The sequence below is a fragment of the Nocardia brasiliensis ATCC 700358 genome (genome assembly GCF_000250675.2).
Lineage (GTDB): Bacteria > Actinomycetota > Actinomycetes > Mycobacteriales > Mycobacteriaceae > Nocardia > Nocardia brasiliensis_B.
Window position 1 is genome coordinate 4,088,937 of sequence record NC_018681.1, and the last position, 16,146, is coordinate 4,105,082.

Sequence of the window (16,146 nt, forward strand, 5' to 3'; positions counted from 1 at the left end):
GCCCAAAGGCCGCAATCTCCCCGTTCAGCAGTGGTGTGCGAGGCGGTCGTATTCGGTGTGGGCTAGACGCTCGGCCCAGGCCCGGGCGCGCGCCTGCTCACCCGCGACGAGCGGTCCGGTCATCCCGTCGACGAGGAAGTCCACGGGTTCGTCGGCCAGCTCGTAACCGATGCGGCGCAAACGTTTTCCGGTTGCTTGCGCGGCGGATCCCGGCAGCCACGGCGGCTTCGCCACCTTTGTGCCGAACGCCGCGGCACGGCGACCCTCGGGCACGCCGAGCGCCGCATCGAGCCACTCCCGGATTCCGATGTCCACCGCCACTGCCGCCTCGGTGCGCGCCGCGGCATCGAGCCGGGTCTTTCGCCGGCTCAAGCCGAAGGCGTGCGTCGGCCCGCCCACGACGAGCAGATCCACCGTCGGTGCGGGCACATTCGCGGCAGCGGACACATTGATCAACTCCACGGTGCCGAACTCGCGCAGGCCCTCGGCGATGGCTTCGGCGACCGCAGCGGTGTTGCCGAACATCGATTCGTAGACGACTCGTGATCGCATCTTGTTCTCCTCAAGAAAGTTTCGGTTCGCTGCTATGCCTGTGACCGACCCGGAACTGCACAGCGCCCACAGCGAGGACGATCAGGCCGAGGAGCACACAGATCGGTTGCAGTACACTGAATTCGCGAATTACCGCTATCTGCACCGCAATCCAGCCGATCAGGGCCAGGCCTGCCACCATCGCGAAGATCGGTGTCCGTTCGTCGTCTCGGGCCGCGAGCACACCGGCCGCGGTCATCGGCAGGCCGACAACGACGGCCAGCATGAGGCCGCCGAAGACCGGACTGCGGAATGGGAGTCGTTGATCGAGGTCCGCGCCGAGACCGATCACCCCGGTGATCAGGCCGAGCGATCCGGCGAAAGCCCAAATCGCGACGACACCGGACACCAGGCACACCGTGGTCTGCAACGTGCCGGCTTTGCGTACGTAAGTAGTGAGTACCATTCACTTACTCTTCGCCCGCGGGCCGCTGCGCGGCAGGGCCCGATGGCCCCGGTCACCGGGCCGGAAGTCGTGTTCGGCGGCTTTCGCCGTCCAGCGGCGGTGCGCCGTGCACAATGCTGGAACAGTGTTGAGACGATGGCTGCCGGGGCTCCGGCAATTCGAGGGTTACCAACGGGCGTGGCTGCGGTCCGACGTGGTCGCCGGCGTCACGGTCGCCGCATATCTGATTCCACAGGTGATGGCTTACGCGACGGTGGCGGGTTTGCCGCCGGTGGTCGGTCTCTGGTCAGCGATCGGGCCCCTGGCCGTGTACACGCTGCTGGCTACGTCTCGGCAGCTGTCAGTGGGACCGGAATCGACGACCGCTCTGCTGACCGCAGTGGCGCTGGCCCCGCTCGCTCTGGGGGACCCTGATCGATACGCCGCGTTGGCCGCGGTACTCGCCCTACTGGTCGGTGGGCTGTGCCTGGCGGCTTCGGCGGCCCGCCTCGGGGTGCTGGCCGACCTGTTGTCCAAGCCGGTGCTGGTGGGCTATCTCGCGGGGACGGCGGGCATGATGATCGCGGGCCAACTCGGGCGAGTCACCGGGATCTCGGTCGAGGGCGAATCCCTGTTCGCGCAACTACGCTCGTTCGTCCGCCACCTCGATCAGTGGCATTGGCAGACCAGCCTGCTGGCGGTATCCGTGCTCGGTGGACTGTTGCTGCTGGCCTGGCGCACACCCCGGATACCCGGTCCGCTGCTGGCCGTGTTGCTCTCGGCCGGTGTCGTGGCCGCATTCTCATTGCAGCGCTTCGGGATTCGAGTCGTGGGTACGGTTCCCTCCGGTATCCCCGTGCCGGGTCTGTCCGGGGTCGCCTTCGCCGACGTGGCAGCGCTGCTGCTGCCCGCGGTGGGTATCGCAGTCGTCGGATTCTCCGACAATGCTCTCACCGCAAGAGCTTTCGCCGCTCGCCACGGTCAGCATGTGGACGCCAATACCGAACTCGCCGCGCTGGGCGCGACCAACGTGGCGGCCGGTTTGACGCACGGATTTCCGGTGAGTTGCAGTGGCAGCAGAACCACGATCGCCGATGTCATGGGAGCGCGGACCCAGCTGTATTCCGTTGTCGCGCTCTGCGGCATCCTCGTCGTATTGTTCGGCGCACGCGGCGTACTCGCCGCCTTTCCCACTGCGGCACTCGGCGCATTGGTGATCTACGCGGCGCTACGACTTGTCGATGTGCCAGAATTCCGGCGGATCGCCCGATTTCGACGTAGTGAATTGCTGCTGGCGCTCGGCACGGTCGCCGCGGTGCTGGCGTTGGGTGTGCTCTACGGCGTGCTCGTGGCGATCGCCTTGTCGATCTTCGATCTGCTGCGGCGCATCGCCCGCGGCCACGACGCCATTCTCGGATTCGTGCCCGGACTCGCGGGCATGCACGACATCGACGACTATCCGGCGGCGAAACCCCTTACCGGACTTGTCATCTACCGGTACGACGCCCCGCTCTGCTTCGCGAACGCAGAGGACTTCCATCGGCGGGCACTGGCCGCGGTACAGACATGGGAGCGGCAGAGTGGGGCACCGGTGCGCTGGTTCGTCCTCAATGCCGAGGCCAACGTCGAAGTCGATCTGACCGCACTCGACGCGGTCGAGCAGTTGCGTGCCGATCTGGCTGCGCAGGGCATCGTGTTCGCGATGGCGCGGGTCAAACAGGACCTGCGCGACGATCTGGATGCGTCCGGGCTGACCGGTGCGATCGGTGCGGATCGGCTCTACCCGACGTTGCCCACGGCGATCGCGGCTTTTCGGGCGGACCAGCACGCCGGACCGCCCGAGTCGTAATGTTCCGAAAGAGCCGGAGCGTTATTCCACGTAGGCCCGTGCGATGCGAGCACCGACAATCAGTGCGGTGACCGCGACGACTCCGACGGCGAAGATCAAACGGTTGATATCGATCGCCGGTTGCCAGGCCACCTGACCGTCTTTGATCACGAAGGCCCCCACCGGCTTTGCCCCGAGACCGAATCCGCCGCCGGAACCCTGTTGTCCTTCGTTGTCGGACCCTTCGCCTGCGCCGCTGCCGCCGGACAGCGCTGCGGCCGTGATCACGGTGGTGCCGTTGCGCTCCACCGGTTCGGCGAACACGCGGCCGGCTTTCATCGAATCGGTCGCCGCTGCCAGGACATCTGTAGCTTTCATTGTGGTTTCACCTATTTCGTTCGAGCGATGATGATCGGGATGTGGACGCCGTGCAGGACGGCTTGGCTGACCGAGCCGAGGGTCATGCCGGCGAACCCGCCGCGGCCATGGCTGCCCAGGACGATCAATTGGGCGTGCGCGGCTTCCGCGACGAGACGATGTGCGGGACGCTCCTCGACGACGACCCGGCGCACCTGCACATCGGGGTACTGATCGGCGTATCCGGCGAGGCATTCGGCGAGCAGTTCCTCGTCTTCCTGCTGCATGTCGGCCCGGGAGTTGTAGCGGAAGAATTCGGACCAGGTGTGCACCGCGACAAGGCCGACGCCCCGGTTCGACGCCTCTTCGAAGGCGATCGCCACCGCACGCAGGCTGCTCGGCGAGCCGTCGATACCGACCACCACCGGCTGTCCGCTGCGGTCCGGCGCGTCGGCGGCGGCCGCCGGGATGACGGCGACGGGGCAGTGTGCGTGCCTGGCGATCGAGGTGCTCACCGAGCCGAGCAGTCCGCGCCCCAGTGCGCCCATGCCGTTGGTGCCGACCACGACCATCCTGGCTTCCTTGGAACGGGCGATCAGGGTAGGGATCGGTGGGCCGTCGATAACGCGCGCGGCGATTTCCGCAGTCCGGTCCGGCGGAAACAGGTCGGTCGCGAGTTTCGTTGCCTTGTCGAGAATTTGGGCGCCCTCCCGACGGTATCGTTCGGCGTCGAAAGGCAGGTATTCGATGGTGGGCGGGTAGTCGAGGGGGACGCCGGTGCTGTGCAGCAGCTCCAAAGGAGCATGCAGCCGAGCTGCTTCGGCGGCCGCCCACTGGACGGCCGCCAGCGCTGGTTCGGAGCCGTCGACGCCGACGACGATCGGTCTGGTGTGCTCGGTGGACATGGTGAGTTCCTTGCTATCTGGCGGAATGCGCTGTCGAACGGGTTATTCGGGGTGCACGACCATGACGGGGCAATGGGCATGCTGCACAAGCCAATTGCTGGTCGAGCCGAGCAGCAGGCCGCGGAACCCGCCGCGTCCCCGGCTGCCGACCACGATCAGCTGGGCGGACTCGGACCACTCGTCGAGGTGTTTGCGCGGCCCTGCGGAATAGACCTTTCGTGTGACCGTGACGTCCGGAAACTTCTCCTGCCAACCCGAGAGTCGTTCGGCGAGTAGGGCGTTCTCGGCGACGTCCAGATCGGCGACGGGTATGTCCAGGTAGGACACACCCGCGAATTCGCCGGCAGACAGGTCACTCCACGCGTGCACCGCGACGAGCTCGGCACCACGCAGCGAGGCCTCGGCGAACGCCGCGCCGATCGCGGCCTCGCCGACGGCACTGCCGTCGACACCGACCACGACCGGACCGGACGTGCGTGCCTCCGGCTCGGTACCGCGCACCACCACGACAGAGCCGTGCCCGTGTGCGGTCACGGCGAGCAGCGTCGAACCGAGGTGGGCAAAGGTGCCGACGCCAGGGGTGGTACCGAGCACAACCATGTGTGCCGTCTTCGAACGGGCGATCAGGAGTTCGGCGGGATTGGCTTCGGACAGCTCGGTCGCGATGGTGAGATCAGGATGCGCCGAGTGCGCGAGTTCGGCGGCGGCAGTGAGCACCTGCTCGCCGTGTGCCCGCATCGTGTCGGTGACAGCGGGCGACATGATTTCGTAGTTGCCGAGGACCGCGCGAACCGCGACCAGGTCGAGGCCGTGCTCGATACGCAGATCACGTCCCCGTTGTGCCGCGATATCGGCCGCCCAGCGGACAGCCCTCTCCGACGCCGGGGAACCGTCGGCGCCGACGACTACGGCCGCGGCGACGGATTCGTGCGGAATTTCTTTGTGCTGAACGGTCATTGCGCTTCGCCCTTCAGGTGATCCGGCTCGGTCAACGCTTCCGGGTGGACTGATAGGTCGAAACGATGACCATCAGCGCGATGACAACGGCGATGATGACGGCGGCGGTGGGCCAGTCCATGGTGGCTCCTCGATAGGGATTGAATCGCGTGTATCCACTGTCGATGCGTACGGTGTTGGGCTGTAGAGCAATCCGGCTCCCACGCGAGGTCCATCAGTCACAACTTACGATTGCGAACGAAGTGCCCTCGCCAGAAAGGCCCTGCGGCTCTACTCGCGGGCCTGGCGATTCTGATCTGCTCGATCCGTGACAATCGGTGCGCAGACAACGCCACACGCGACTTCTGGCCTTTCCTCCGGCGAAGCCGCCGAAAGGTTGGCCCGCGACGGCGCGAACTTACTGCCGCAGCCCGCGCCGATTCGACTGTGGCAGAGAGTATTCGGTCAGCTCCGGGATCCACTGATCGTGGTCCTGCTGCTGGCGGCCGGATTGACCGCGGTGACCGCCGACTGGACCGACATGGCGGTGATCCTCGCGGTCGTCGTGGTAAACACCGCAGTCGGGGTCGGCCAGGAGGTAAGGGCCGATCGGGCGATTTCGGCGTTGTCGCGGCTCACCGCGCCGGTTGCCCGGGTGGTCCGCGACGGTGCCCAGAGGCAGGTCGACGCGGCGGATGTGGTGGTCGACGACCTGCTGGTGCTGAGCGAGGGCGATATCGTGCCGGCCGACGCGGTGCTGGTAGAAGCGACTGCGTTGCTTGTGGACGAGTCGGCACTGACCGGGGAGTCGATTCCGGTAGACAAGGATGTTGCTGCTGATCCGGCGCTGTCCGCGGGGACGGTTGTCGTGAAGGGCCGCGGCCGAGCGCAGGTCACGGCGGTGGGCGGGGCGAGTGCGACCGGCCGGATCGCGCACCTGATGAAACGGCCTATCGAACCGACGCCGCTGCAACGGCGCCTCGTGGATGTCGGGCGGTTACTGGCCGGTGTGACAGTGGTGCTGTGTGCTGTCGTGCTCGTGTTGGGACTGCTTCGCGGACAGCCAGTGGAACTGATGGTGGTGACGGCGATCAGTTTGGCCGTTGCCGCTGTGCCCGAATCACTGCCCGCTGTAGTCACTTTGAGCCTCGCCATCGGCGCGCGGCGGATGGCCGAGCGGCATGCGCTGATCCGCAGGCTTCCCGCAGTAGAGACCCTGGGTTCGGTGACGGTCCTGGCCACCGACAAGACCGGCACGCTCACCGAGGGGCGGATGGTCGTGCACGAACTCTGGACTCCGGTGGCTCGGGCTACCGTCACTGGCTCCGAATACGCGCCCAACGGCGAAGTGCGATCGGGTGCAACGGTTCTGGGTAGAGATGACGTGCCTGCTGTGCGCGACCTGCTGGCGGCGGCAGCCATGTGTAACGACGCCAGGCTGTTCGTGGACGAGGACGGCGAGTGGGCCGCGCACGGTGATCCCACCGAGATCGCGCTGCTGTCCGCGGCGGCAAAAGCAGGACTTCATCGCGACGAGCTGGAGCGGCAGACCCCGCGATATGCGGAACGGCCGTTCGACAGCGAACGCAAACGGATGAGCACCGTGCACCGGCTGCCCGGCGGCCGGTATCGGGTGATCTGTAAGGGTGCACCGGAGTCGGTGCTGGAACCTGCGGTGCTGCACGAAGAACCAGCACTGCTGCGGCAAGCGCTACGGGAAGCCGAACACCTTGCGCGGCAAGGCTTTCGCGTGCTCGCGGTAGCGCAGGGCGACGATGCGGCCGAGCCGCGACCGGATCGGGATCCCGAACATGGATTGGCTCTGCTCGGCCTCATCGCGATCTACGATCCGCCCCGCACCGACGCCGCGGGAACTGTGGCCGCGTGCCGCGGGGCGGGCATACGGCCGATTCTCATCACCGGCGACCATCCCGGCACCGCACACGCGATCGCCACCGAACTGGACATCATTCGTGCCGCCGAGCCGGTGATCGACTGCCGCGATCTGACACCGTCCGATCTGACGACCGGCACCGTGTTCGCGCGAGCGACCCCCGGTCAGAAGCTGGACATCATCCAAGCGCTGCGCGACGACGGGCAGGTGGTGGCGATGAATGGGGACGGTGTCAACGACGGCCCCGCTTTGCGTCGCGCGGACATCGGCGTAGCGATGGGCGGGCGCGGCACCGAAGTCGCGCGGCAGGCGGCTGACCTGGTGCTCGCCGACGACGACCTGGGTACCGTGGTCGCCGCCGTCGAGGAAGGACGCCGGGTCTACGCCAACATCCGGCGCTTCCTCGTATATGGATTGTCCGGTGGTGTCGCTGAGATCTCGGTGATGCTCGCGGGGCCGCTTCTCGGGCTCGCATTGCCGTTGTTGCCCGCGCAGATCCTGTGGATCAACCTGTTGACTCATGGTCTGCCCGGGGTGGCCCTCGGTGGCGAGCCGGCCGACCGGGACGTCATGTCGCAACCCCCGCGACCACCGACCCAGAGCATTCTCGGCGCGGGCCTGTGGCAGCGCGTGCTGCGCATCGGTGTGCTCCTGACGGTGGTAACCCTGGGCGTCGCGGTGTGGGCGTACCACACCGAGCGTCCTTGGCAGAGCATGGCGTTCTTCGCCTTGGGCGCAACCCAATTGGGCGTGGCACTCGGTTCCCGTACCCGTCCGTGGACCCTGGCCAACCCGCTGTTGCCTGCCGCTGTCGCCGGCGCCTTCGCATTGCAATTGGCCGGGCTGTATTTACCGCCGCTGCGCGGACTGCTCGGCACCGAGCCACTGAACGTTGCCGATCTTGCCACCGTCTGCGCAGTGTCGGTGCTGGGCTATGCGGGAGTTCGACTGGACCGCTCGATCGACCGTGCGAGGCACCCGATTGCAGGGCGAGGGAAGGGCCGGATCACGCGTGTAGCGCCCGGGTGACATCCGGGGGTCGGGCCGTGGACTTTCGGCCCCTGTGAGGTGCCGGCGCGACAAGCGATCGTGGAAGGACACGACGGCATGGACGCTGCCAGCTACAGCGGCTGTACCCAGGAGGACCCGATGATCGACTCGACTACGAAATATCCGACTGATCTGCGCCAAGAGCGGGTGGACTGGCCGGATCCGAGCCCACTGGCGTCATGGTGGGACAGTGTCATGTACGTGAACCGCACGTCGAGCCCCGAGGTTCGTCGGACTTCACGGTGACGAAACCTGTTGTGGCCAAACCTGGCAAATCCAAGAGGTTCCGCCTGGATGGAAGCCGACGTATCAGCACGACCTGACCTGTCGATCCATTCCCGAGTCCACGCGGCGCCGCAAACAGAGCCAGATCATGGCCCGATCAAGCCCTTCGCACGGTGATCAGTGCCGCTGTCGTGGAGCGGTTGAGGACGATGAGTTTGGCGACGACGTCGAACGGTTCGTAGTCGCCAGTTCTGGTGAGCAGGCGGACTATGCCAAAAGCTCGGCCGGTGTCGAGGTCGCGCTGCATCCGTCGCACGACTGCTCCCTGGTCTTCGCTTGGCAGTTCGAGGTAGTCGTCCACGAGGGCCTCGGATTTGGAACGCTGACGCCATGTTGCACATTCTTGAGACCGCCCGCGCGACTTCCGCGATACAACCGGCCAGCAGGGCCGAAGGCTCTTCCCGCGTCGGGATCATGCTGCATCCGCCGGACGATGGCTCGGTCCGAGGGATGCAGGTGGTGGGGGGCGCCGCGGAGCAGATGCACGGGCGCCGCGCCGACGGGAGAGTCGGGCGGTTGGTTCGGAGGTGATCCGGACTGCGAGGTTGACGTTGTCCAGGAACTCAGCCGGTGTAGGACAGGAACATGAGCGCGGTCGCGCCTGCCATGAGCGCGTGCATCGCGCCGAGGCGGCGGTGGGTGAGGTCGTGCACGGAGGCGCGTCGATAGGTGTGGGCGACCCAGATCGCGGCCAGCACGAGGTAGCACAGGCCTACGGCCAGGTTCAGGTTTCCGGCCCAGGAGGGCAGGTGCATCGACATCGTCGCGGGCATGGACATGGTGACGCCGCCGCCCATGTTCATCGAGCCGTCGGCGGAGGTCACGGGTGTGCTGCCAACGATCGAGGAGTCCATCACGGCGTACATCCACACCATCGTGGCCATCATGAGCGCGTGGTAGCCGTGTTCGAGCCGGTGCTCTCGGCGCGCGAGGAGCAGTGCGGCGAACACCGCGGTCGCGACGGCGAAGAACGTCGTGCCCACGACCGTGGCGACGCTCGGTAGCCGAGGCCACACCATGGCGAGCATGGCCAGTGACATCACCACGTGCAGGAGGCCGGTGATCCGGACCGGAACGGTCGCGGACCGCGCAGCGGCCCGGGTCGCCCAGAACACCGCGGTCACCATGAACCCGACGGTGACGGCCCAGCACACGAAGGGGTCGGTGATCATGCCGCCTGCTTCCGTCGCCGGATCAGTTCGCCGGCGACGACGTCGCCCAGGACGAACGCGCCCAGGGTGATGCCGAACAGCGGTGCGCACCAGCCGATTCCGGCGAGTACCGCGACCGCGACGACGGCTTCGGCGGGGCGCAGGCCCGCCAGCGAGCCGCGGCGTGGCGCGGTCGGCCATCCGCCTCGGGTGGGGCGCCGTTTCCACCACATGAGGTAGCCGCGCACGATCACCGTGATCAGGCACACGACCAGCAGGGCCAGCGCGATCTGGTTCGCGAGCCCGAACAGCAGGCCCATGTGGGCGTCGATGGCCCAGTTGGTCAGCTTCGCGATCAGCGGCCACTCGGCGAAGCGGCTCTCGTCCACGATCGCGCCGGATCGGCCGTCGACCGCGACTGCGTCGAATCGGGTCGGGAGGTCGCGTTTACGTTCATAGACCTGCCATGCGGTACCGGTCGCGGTGGGCGGTTTCATCCACAGCGGCGGCTGCAACCCCGCGTCGAGGGCGCTGCGCAGGACGGTGTCGGCGCTTGCCGCGGGATCGAGGGTGGTCTCGGTGGTCGCCTCCGGCAATGCCGTCGACACCGACGGTGTGGTCCAGCTCAGCTGTGAACGCAGTGTCTCGACGTGTTCACCGGTGAATCGGGACCACGTCAGTCCGGTCACCGACAATCCCAGCAGTCCGATGACGATCCAAACGCCCACCGTGCCATGCCAATTCAAGATCCGCGCACGCGAGCCGGTGCGGGTGCCGGTACGGTTGGGAATCGTGAGGCCGCGGACACCGCGTCGGCGCGCGTGCGCGATCCACATGGCGAGGCCGCCCAGTGCGATCACCCACAACCAGCTCGCCGCGATCTCGCTGTAGTACCGGCCGGGCACACCCAGGTGCAGGGTCCGGTGCATCTCGTCGAACCATGCCCGGATCGGCAGCCACTGCCCGTAGGTGGTCAAGGTGCCCTGCACCTGTGCCGTGTAGGGATTGACGAACACGGTGCGCGTGTAGTCCAGCGCGACATCCGTTGTCGCGAAAGCGATTTGGGTCGTCTCGCTGGCCACCGTGGGCGGCTTCACGCTGGTGATCGGCGCGTCCGGGTAAACGGTGCGCGCCGCCGCGATCTGGTCGGCGAGGCTGCGTGTCTGGGGGGCGTATCCGTCGACGGTCACTTCATGGCGGAACACGATCCCGTCCAGCTGTGGTGTGAACGTGTACAGCAGGCCGGTGACGGCCGCGATGAGGATGAACGGCCCGACCAATACACCACCGTAGAAGTGCAGCCGTAACAGCACCGGTCGCCATCGCGCCCAGGCGGTGGGCTGGGGAGGTTGTTTGCTGTCGCCTTCGCGCGGCGTCTCCGCCAGTTGATCGACCATCCCGCCGGCTCCTTACTCTCCGGGTGCACCTCATCCGCACTCCGTGCAGAGATAGTCGGACCGGACTCGCCGAAAGTTCCCACGGGACATGTTGTTTCCGTTCGGGGGTGACGTAGGGGCGAGTAATGTTCGTGACCAGGACGGAACGCCGAGCCGTGCGGACCTGGACTGGTTGCGAGCAAGGCCATCGGGGTGGTGGGAACTGGAAGCGGTTCGGCAACGACTCCTGGGGTAGGGCGACGTATCGAGTCGTGGCCGTACCGAGTCGAGCTGGGAGGAACCTGTCGTGGGTGAAGTCGTGTACAAGGTGACCGGAATGAGCTGTGCGCACTGCGTGACCGCGGTGACCAAAGCAATGACCGACGTCGAAGGCGTAGGTGACGTCCGGGTGGACCTGGACTCCGGCACCGTCGCCGTGACCGAGCAAGCGCCGGTGTCGCTTCAATCGGTCAGTGCCGCGCTGGCGGCCGCCGGATACGAGTTGGCGCAGGCGTGAAAGTCGGCCGGTTCCCGGCCTGGGTTCGGATCGTCCAATTTCTCCTGGTCTTGATCGTGGTCTTCGTGGTGGCATGGTTGGCCGGGCACGCGGTGTCGATCGACGAGCCGACGCCGCAACATCCCGGAACCGAACACGGTCATACCGACTGATGTCCGCAATCGTGCTGTAGCAGGGAACGAGGTAAGCGACGCTCGGCGCCGCTGAGCACCCGTGAATGGCGCACCACCGCCAGATGGTCGGCGGGGCAGCGCTATCGCGGTAGTATCGGCACGATCGATCGACTGACCAGATCCAGGCGTTGGCAAGGGTTTTCGCGTTCGACGAGGCTGGGATCGATGAAGACGCGGATCTGGAATCCACCCTGTTCGGCCGCAAACACGACGTTGCAACCGAAAGGTTTGGAATCGCCGGCGATCCTGAATTGCCGCCCTGCGCGCTCTGCGAGCGTCACGTCTTGGAATTCGACGAGTGTCGGCTCCAGTTCGGTTTCGGTCACAGTTTCGGCTGTGGAGTACACCGTCACCGTGTAGGCGTACCGAGGCGCGTCCCAACGGCAGATTTCCTGCCTGGAGTGCAGCGGTCGCGTGATTCCGCTGTCCTCGGTCGCAGGGCGGAGGCCGACGGACTGGAGGACATCGTCGGAGATCTCGGTGCACGGATTCCACAACGTCACAGGACTTCTCGGCATCTCGTTGTTGTTGGCGCCGCACGCAATCAGGCTCGTGGCGACCATGGTCGCCACAGCTACCGGCATGGCTCGGTGTCGCATCTTCGTGCTCGGTCTGCGGCCTCGGATCGCTCGCAGCGACGATAGGTGATTCGAATTCATGTCCGACCTCCGCGATGAACAGATAGCGGACCAGTGCATCGATCCCTCGCAGCAGTGCACCGAAACGACCGGCCCTCAAACACATTGACGTCTACGGGGGCCGGGGCGTTACATCAGCCAGCACTGCCGACGTCGTTGAAAGTCACCATGTTTGATCCGGTGGCGCGCCCGCCCCGGCGGGATCCTTTCGCGTTCTTCGCCGACTCCGTGAGGCTGATGAACCGGACTGCGGTCGATTCGTCGCTGACTTGGATCTGGCCACCGGTAACTCGGCGCTGCATCAAGATCGCGCCGTGATCGTCGGTGACCAGCGCCGAGCCGCCCGGGACGAGGCTGTTCGCTGTGGGTGCGTTCGGGTCTCGGTAGTAGTCACGCCGTGAGCCATTGGCGAATCCTCGGATTGTCGTGTATGGATGATTGTGGACGGTGGTATCAGGTGCCTTCCCGGCATAAACGACGTTGATGAAACCGTACCCATTGAGCTGTTCGACCAGCTGCTAAGGCGTGCGCACAGTGTGCATATCACGTTGGCGGGTCAGTAGTCGCAGCGCCAGTTGTAGGCGGTGGAGCCGCCGCGAGCGTGCAGTCCGTAGATCGTCTGGCAGTACTTCTCGATGTCGACACCCTTGAGGGCTCCGCCGCCGCCCACCAGGTAGCCGCGCCAGCCCCACCCACCGAGGTGGGGGTAGGCCAGGGTGGCACGCCATCCGACCTGCCCGTAGGTGACTTGGCACGCGACATGCATGTCGACTGGCGCTGCGGCCGCTGCTCCGCCGGCCCCGGCGATGAGCGCACCACCGCTGAGGGTGAGCGCGAGCAACATTCGCGCGAAAAGCCTTGTGTACATGGTTGTTTCCTCCCGGGGGTCAACGCCAGCAGCGCCAGGCATAGGGGTTCCTGCTGTCATGCAGCCGGGCGTAGGCGCCGTTCCCATAGAGGATTCGGCAGCCGCCATTCATATCGATACCGCGTGCCTGATGAATCCGGTCGTTGTAGCAACGCCAGTTGTAGGGGCCGCGGGGTGGAACGAGCTCCGGCACCCACCATGCGTCATTGCCGTTCTGTGCCTTGCACACCCGCATCAGGTCCAGCCCGCCCAGCTCCCCAGCGTGTGCTGGTCCAGCCACGACCAAGCCGCCCAAGAGGAGGCCGGTCGCGGCGATACCCGTGACGGCGATTCTTCGGACATTGGATGCGAGATCTTCTACCCGTTTGCGCATCTGTCACTCCTTTGCGGTCGGGAAACGCGTGTAATGCCAACTGACGCTACGGGTTCGAAGTCGCGCGCAGTATCGGACGTTTGACCGACTATCGGTCCGGTCAGCGGACCAGGTGGTGTACGAATTCGCGGTTCGCGGCAAGGATTCAATTGAATTCTGTGGCAAGGAGTTTCACATGATCGACAATCCGGATCTGCCGCCTGCGATTCACTACGTCGTTGCGGGGGAACGGGCATCAGTTGCAGACCCCATCGAGGACCCTTCGCCGAACGCTCAGCCGGTTGACGAACCCGCTGTCGGGTCGCTGACCTTCACTGTCAGTACCGGCATCGCCGGGGATTCGGCAGATCGCGGACCGATCGACCCGCCGGAGCCGGTTGTCGGTTTCGGCGGCGAACTAACGCAGTTCCGGCCGGTCGCCGAGACGAGTGCGGTGATCGGTCCGTTGACGGTCTCGGGTGCGGAGGGGCTGTCCAGTTTCACCGCGAAACTCGAACCGCTGCAGCGGTGGGCGAACAATCCGCTGGATCGATGGGGTGGCGACGTGGCGGGGCGGATGCTCGAGCCGCTCGATCGATGGAATGGCGATCAGCAGTCCGATGCGGTTGAGCGCAGGCTGGATCCGCTCGAACGATGGGGTGCGCAATGAGCGGTGTGCGCACGCTCGGGCTGGCTGAATGGTTCGCACCACACTCGCTGGAGGAGTTCGCAGGCTCCCTTCTCGGTCGACGCCCGTTTGCCGGACCGCCGCGCCCGGAACTGGTCGAACGAGTACGGAACGCGGTGGGTATCAATGGGATCGAGGATGTTTTCGCCAAACCCGGTGTCACCGTGGATGCCTGGTTCCATGATCTCGACGGCAGGCTCGGCTCCGCGCCCATCGAGGCGGCGACCGCGAACCGCTTCTACGCGGCCGGTACGACTCTGCTGTATCGGGCGATTCCGGAGTTCGCGCCGTTCGTCCGGGAGACCGCCGAAGCGTTCCGGCTGGCGCCCGGCGCGGTCAAATGTCAGTTGTTCTGCAGTCGTGCGGGCGGTGGAACGCGGGCGCATTTCGACGCGATCGACGTGATCACGATCCAGCTCACCGGCCGCAAGACATGGCGGATCGCACCCAACGCGTTCGCGCCCGCGCCACTCGACGGTTGGACGACGTTGGAGACGGTTTCCCCACTGTTGCGTAACTACGCGTCCGCGCTGCCGCCCGAGGAAATACCGGACGGCGTCACCGAACACGTGCTGGAGCCGGGATCGGTTCTGCACCTCCCGCGCGGCTACTGGCACGAAACCAACTCCGCCGGCGACTCGATTTCGCTACATCTCGCGCTACTCACGCCGTTGCGTGTCGAACTGCTGTTGGCCGCGTTGAAGAGTGAGTTGTTACGTGACGAACACTGGCGGGGAGCGATGTACGACTTCGGCGATACCGGCACTGCCGCAACGCAACTGGCTGCCGATATCGCAGGCGTCGGTGACGCATTGGGCCGCCTCGATCCGGCCGACCTATTCCGTCCTGCGCTCGATGAGCATCCGGTGGAACCGGCGACGACCTTCGTCCGAGCGGGCCAGTGCGGCTTCGGCATCGACGCCGTCGACGAAACCTCCGCCCGAATCACTGTCACCGCCTACAGCTTCCGCGAAACCCGGTCCTCGCACACCCGAGTCAGCCGCGACCTGCTCCCCGCTCTGCTCTGGATAGCCGCCCTGCCCACCGGGGCCGTTCTCGATGTCACCGACCTTCTCCGGATCACCCCGGCCCTCACCAAAATAGCCGCCCGGCAACTCCTGTCCACCCTCGAACAATCCAGGCTCATCCGCCGCACTTCCGTCGCCTGACCCACCCCGAGCCTGCTGCCTTCCTCCCGTGCTATGACAGTGAAAAGCCAAGTGCCCCAGCAGCGTCGACGGGTGTCGGTTGCGTCCACCGCGACAGGTACGTCTCATTGCTCGCCAGCGACCGGGTGAGCGCCTTGTCGATATAGATCGTGCCGGCGAGATGGTCGGTTTCGTGCTGGAAGATACGGGCGGGCCAGCCGGTGATTCGTTCGACGTGACGCACGCCGTCGAGGTCGTCGTATTCGGCTTGAACGGTTTCGGGTCGGGGGACGACGGCTTGGTAGCCGGGCATGCTGAGGCAGCCTTCGTAGAAGCTGACCGGGTCGCCTGCCGCGGTGTACGACGGGTTGATGATCGTGAAGTCGGGCACCGGGATTCGTTTTCGCGCCGTCGCGATCTCCGCCGGAACTTCGGCGGTGTCGCCGATCACGGCGATCTGCAACGGGATTCCGATCTGCGGGGCGGCCAGTCCGACGCCGCGGGTCGCATGCATGGTCGCGAGCATGAGCTCGCTCAGCTCTTTCAGCACGGTGGTGTCGATCTGTCCGGTGACCGGGTCGGCGGGCCGGCGCAGCACGGGATCACCCATCGAGGCAAAGGGGGCGACGCCGCCTCGATACTTGTCCAGTAGTTCGGCAACCATGTCGGTGACGTTCATTGCGGCCTTTCTGGTCCTGGTGGTTCTGCGGGGAGGGCGCGGTCGATGAGGACAGCGGCGATGGCGCCGGCTCGGCGCCCGATGAACGGGCACAGCGGTGTCACCTCATCCGCCGGTATCGACGGTGGTTTGTCGAAAGCGGCAAGCAGCCCGTGCGGTACGCAGTGCGTTTCGACACCTCGGCCACGTGCGGGGGCTGGTTCATGCCGGTGTCGTTGATGCCCTGCTCTCGCTCATGCGGCCACGATACCCGCGACGATTCGTCCTACGTCAACGGTATGGAGCTGGCCGTCGACGGCGGCACCTCGGCGATCTGAATGGTCAG

18 protein-coding genes are annotated in these 16,146 nt (G+C 66.0%); 6 read left to right on the forward strand and 12 right to left on the reverse strand.

The window, feature by feature from the left end; genetic code table 11:
• Positions 1-24 precede the first annotated feature (24 nt).
• Both O3I_RS18435 and O3I_RS18440 read right to left on the reverse strand, forming a co-directional pair.
• Entirely contained in the window at positions 25-552 is a 528-nt protein-coding gene (locus tag O3I_RS18435; protein WP_014984469.1) for a flavodoxin family protein, read from the reverse strand.
• A 10-nt stretch (positions 553-562) separates the two neighbouring features.
• On the reverse strand, positions 563-997 hold the full coding sequence (locus O3I_RS18440) for a hypothetical protein (protein WP_014984470.1): 435 nt from the start codon (positions 995-997) through the stop codon (positions 563-565).
• 124 nt (positions 998-1,121) lie between these two features.
• On the opposite strand from O3I_RS18440, the gene O3I_RS18445 reads away from it, so the two are divergent.
• The gene (locus O3I_RS18445; protein WP_014984471.1) at positions 1,122-2,825 is read left to right on the forward strand and encodes a SulP family inorganic anion transporter; all 1,704 of its coding nucleotides are present in this window, start codon (positions 1,122-1,124) and stop codon (positions 2,823-2,825) included.
• A gap of 21 nt (positions 2,826-2,846) precedes the next feature.
• Here O3I_RS18445 and O3I_RS18450 read toward each other — a convergent pair whose 3' ends face one another.
• The 3 genes from O3I_RS18450 to O3I_RS18460 are packed head-to-tail and all read right to left on the reverse strand — an operon-like array spanning position 2,847 to position 5,023.
• Positions 2,847-3,182: a spore germination protein GerW family protein gene (locus O3I_RS18450; RefSeq protein WP_014984472.1), complete on the reverse strand. Its 336-nt coding sequence runs from the start codon at positions 3,180-3,182 to the stop codon at positions 2,847-2,849.
• An 11-nt stretch (positions 3,183-3,193) separates the two neighbouring features.
• Positions 3,194-4,066, reverse strand: a complete 873-nt coding sequence (locus O3I_RS18455; RefSeq protein ID WP_014984473.1) for a universal stress protein — start codon at positions 4,064-4,066, stop codon at positions 3,194-3,196.
• A gap of 42 nt (positions 4,067-4,108) precedes the next feature.
• Positions 4,109-5,023 carry a universal stress protein gene (locus O3I_RS18460; RefSeq protein WP_014984474.1) on the reverse strand — a complete coding sequence of 305 codons (915 nt, stop codon included), beginning with the start codon at positions 5,021-5,023 and terminating at the stop codon, positions 4,109-4,111.
• Between the two features lie 307 nt (positions 5,024-5,330).
• Here O3I_RS18460 and O3I_RS18465 point away from each other — a divergent pair, with 307 nt between their 5' ends.
• Entirely contained in the window at positions 5,331-7,925 is a 2,595-nt protein-coding gene (locus O3I_RS18465) for a cation-translocating P-type ATPase (protein WP_237748329.1), read from the forward strand.
• 403 nt (positions 7,926-8,328) lie between these two features.
• Here the strand turns inward: O3I_RS18465 and O3I_RS18470 are convergent, their stop codons facing one another.
• The 3 genes from O3I_RS18470 to O3I_RS18485 all read right to left on the reverse strand — a co-directional run bounded on the left by O3I_RS18470 (position 8,329) and on the right by O3I_RS18485 (position 10,767).
• The gene (locus tag O3I_RS18470; protein WP_014984476.1) at positions 8,329-8,532 is read right to left on the reverse strand and encodes a hypothetical protein; all 204 of its coding nucleotides are present in this window, start codon (positions 8,530-8,532) and stop codon (positions 8,329-8,331) included.
• Positions 8,533-8,794: 262 nt separating this feature from the next.
• Positions 8,795-9,403, reverse strand: coding sequence for a DUF5134 domain-containing protein (locus tag O3I_RS18480; RefSeq protein ID WP_041562697.1), 609 nt, complete (start codon positions 9,401-9,403; stop codon positions 8,795-8,797).
• On the reverse strand, positions 9,400-10,767 hold the full coding sequence (locus O3I_RS18485; RefSeq protein ID WP_424769584.1) for a PepSY-associated TM helix domain-containing protein: 1,368 nt from the start codon (positions 10,765-10,767) through the stop codon (positions 9,400-9,402). Before O3I_RS18485 ends, O3I_RS18480 begins: the two co-directional genes overlap by 4 nt.
• 298 nt (positions 10,768-11,065) lie before the next feature.
• Between O3I_RS18485 and O3I_RS18490 the strand changes: the two genes are divergently transcribed.
• Positions 11,066-11,275: a heavy-metal-associated domain-containing protein gene (locus O3I_RS18490; protein WP_014984479.1), complete on the forward strand. Its 210-nt coding sequence runs from the start codon at positions 11,066-11,068 to the stop codon at positions 11,273-11,275.
• Positions 11,272-11,427, forward strand: coding sequence for a hypothetical protein (locus O3I_RS45560; protein ID WP_167829152.1), 156 nt, complete (start codon positions 11,272-11,274; stop codon positions 11,425-11,427). The genes O3I_RS18490 and O3I_RS45560 overlap by 4 nt, the downstream gene beginning before the upstream one ends.
• Positions 11,428-11,528: 101 nt before the next feature.
• On the opposite strand, the gene O3I_RS18495 is transcribed toward O3I_RS45560, so the two are convergent.
• The 3 genes from O3I_RS18495 to O3I_RS44860 form a co-directional block, all read right to left on the reverse strand.
• Entirely contained in the window at positions 11,529-12,011 is a 483-nt protein-coding gene (locus O3I_RS18495; RefSeq protein WP_014984480.1) for a DUF3558 domain-containing protein, read from the reverse strand.
• Positions 12,012-12,642: 631 nt separating this feature from the next.
• Positions 12,643-12,954 carry a hypothetical protein gene (locus tag O3I_RS18500; RefSeq protein ID WP_141691775.1) on the reverse strand — a complete coding sequence of 104 codons (312 nt, stop codon included), beginning with the start codon at positions 12,952-12,954 and terminating at the stop codon, positions 12,643-12,645.
• Positions 12,955-12,973: 19 nt separating this feature from the next.
• Positions 12,974-13,327, reverse strand: a complete 354-nt coding sequence (locus O3I_RS44860) for a hypothetical protein (protein WP_014984482.1) — start codon at positions 13,325-13,327, stop codon at positions 12,974-12,976.
• 115 nt (positions 13,328-13,442) lie between these two features.
• Here O3I_RS44860 and O3I_RS18505 point away from each other — a divergent pair, with 115 nt between their 5' ends.
• Together O3I_RS18505 and O3I_RS42725 are read left to right on the forward strand one after the other, a co-directional pair.
• A complete protein-coding gene (locus O3I_RS18505; protein WP_141691776.1) occupies positions 13,443-13,976 on the forward strand; it encodes a hypothetical protein in 534 nt (177 codons plus the stop codon).
• Between the two features lie 134 nt (positions 13,977-14,110).
• Positions 14,111-15,163 (forward strand): JmjC domain-containing protein, encoded by a 1,053-nt coding sequence (locus tag O3I_RS42725; RefSeq protein ID WP_237748330.1) that lies wholly within the window; start codon positions 14,111-14,113, stop codon positions 15,161-15,163.
• 31 nt (positions 15,164-15,194) lie between these two features.
• Here the strand turns inward: O3I_RS42725 and O3I_RS18515 are convergent, their stop codons facing one another.
• A complete protein-coding gene (locus O3I_RS18515; RefSeq protein WP_014984485.1) occupies positions 15,195-15,821 on the reverse strand; it encodes a peptide deformylase in 627 nt (208 codons plus the stop codon).
• Between the last annotated feature and the right edge of the window lie 325 nt (positions 15,822-16,146).

Bases quoted from the DNA above. Each gene is read 5' to 3' on its own strand.
- O3I_RS18495 (WP_014984480.1), bottom strand. From the start codon at position 12,011: ATGGTCGCCACGAGCCTGATTGCGTGCGGCGCCAACAACAACGAGATG.
- O3I_RS44860 (WP_014984482.1), bottom strand. From the start codon at position 13,327: ATGCGCAAACGGGTAGAAGATCTCGCATCCAATGTCCGAAGAATCGCC.
- O3I_RS18515 (WP_014984485.1), bottom strand. From the start codon at position 15,821: ATGAACGTCACCGACATGGTTGCCGAACTACTGGACAAGTATCGAGGC.
- O3I_RS18455 (WP_014984473.1), bottom strand. From the start codon at position 4,066: ATGTCCACCGAGCACACCAGACCGATCGTCGTCGGCGTCGACGGCTCC.
- O3I_RS18435 (WP_014984469.1), bottom strand. From the start codon at position 552: ATGCGATCACGAGTCGTCTACGAATCGATGTTCGGCAACACCGCTGCG.
- O3I_RS18450 (WP_014984472.1), bottom strand. From the start codon at position 3,182: ATGAAAGCTACAGATGTCCTGGCAGCGGCGACCGATTCGATGAAAGCC.
- O3I_RS18500 (WP_141691775.1), bottom strand. From the start codon at position 12,954: ATGTACACAAGGCTTTTCGCGCGAATGTTGCTCGCGCTCACCCTCAGC.
- O3I_RS18460 (WP_014984474.1), bottom strand. From the start codon at position 5,023: ATGACCGTTCAGCACAAAGAAATTCCGCACGAATCCGTCGCCGCGGCC.
- O3I_RS18480 (WP_041562697.1), bottom strand. From the start codon at position 9,403: ATGATCACCGACCCCTTCGTGTGCTGGGCCGTCACCGTCGGGTTCATG.
- O3I_RS18440 (WP_014984470.1), bottom strand. From the start codon at position 997: ATGGTACTCACTACTTACGTACGCAAAGCCGGCACGTTGCAGACCACG.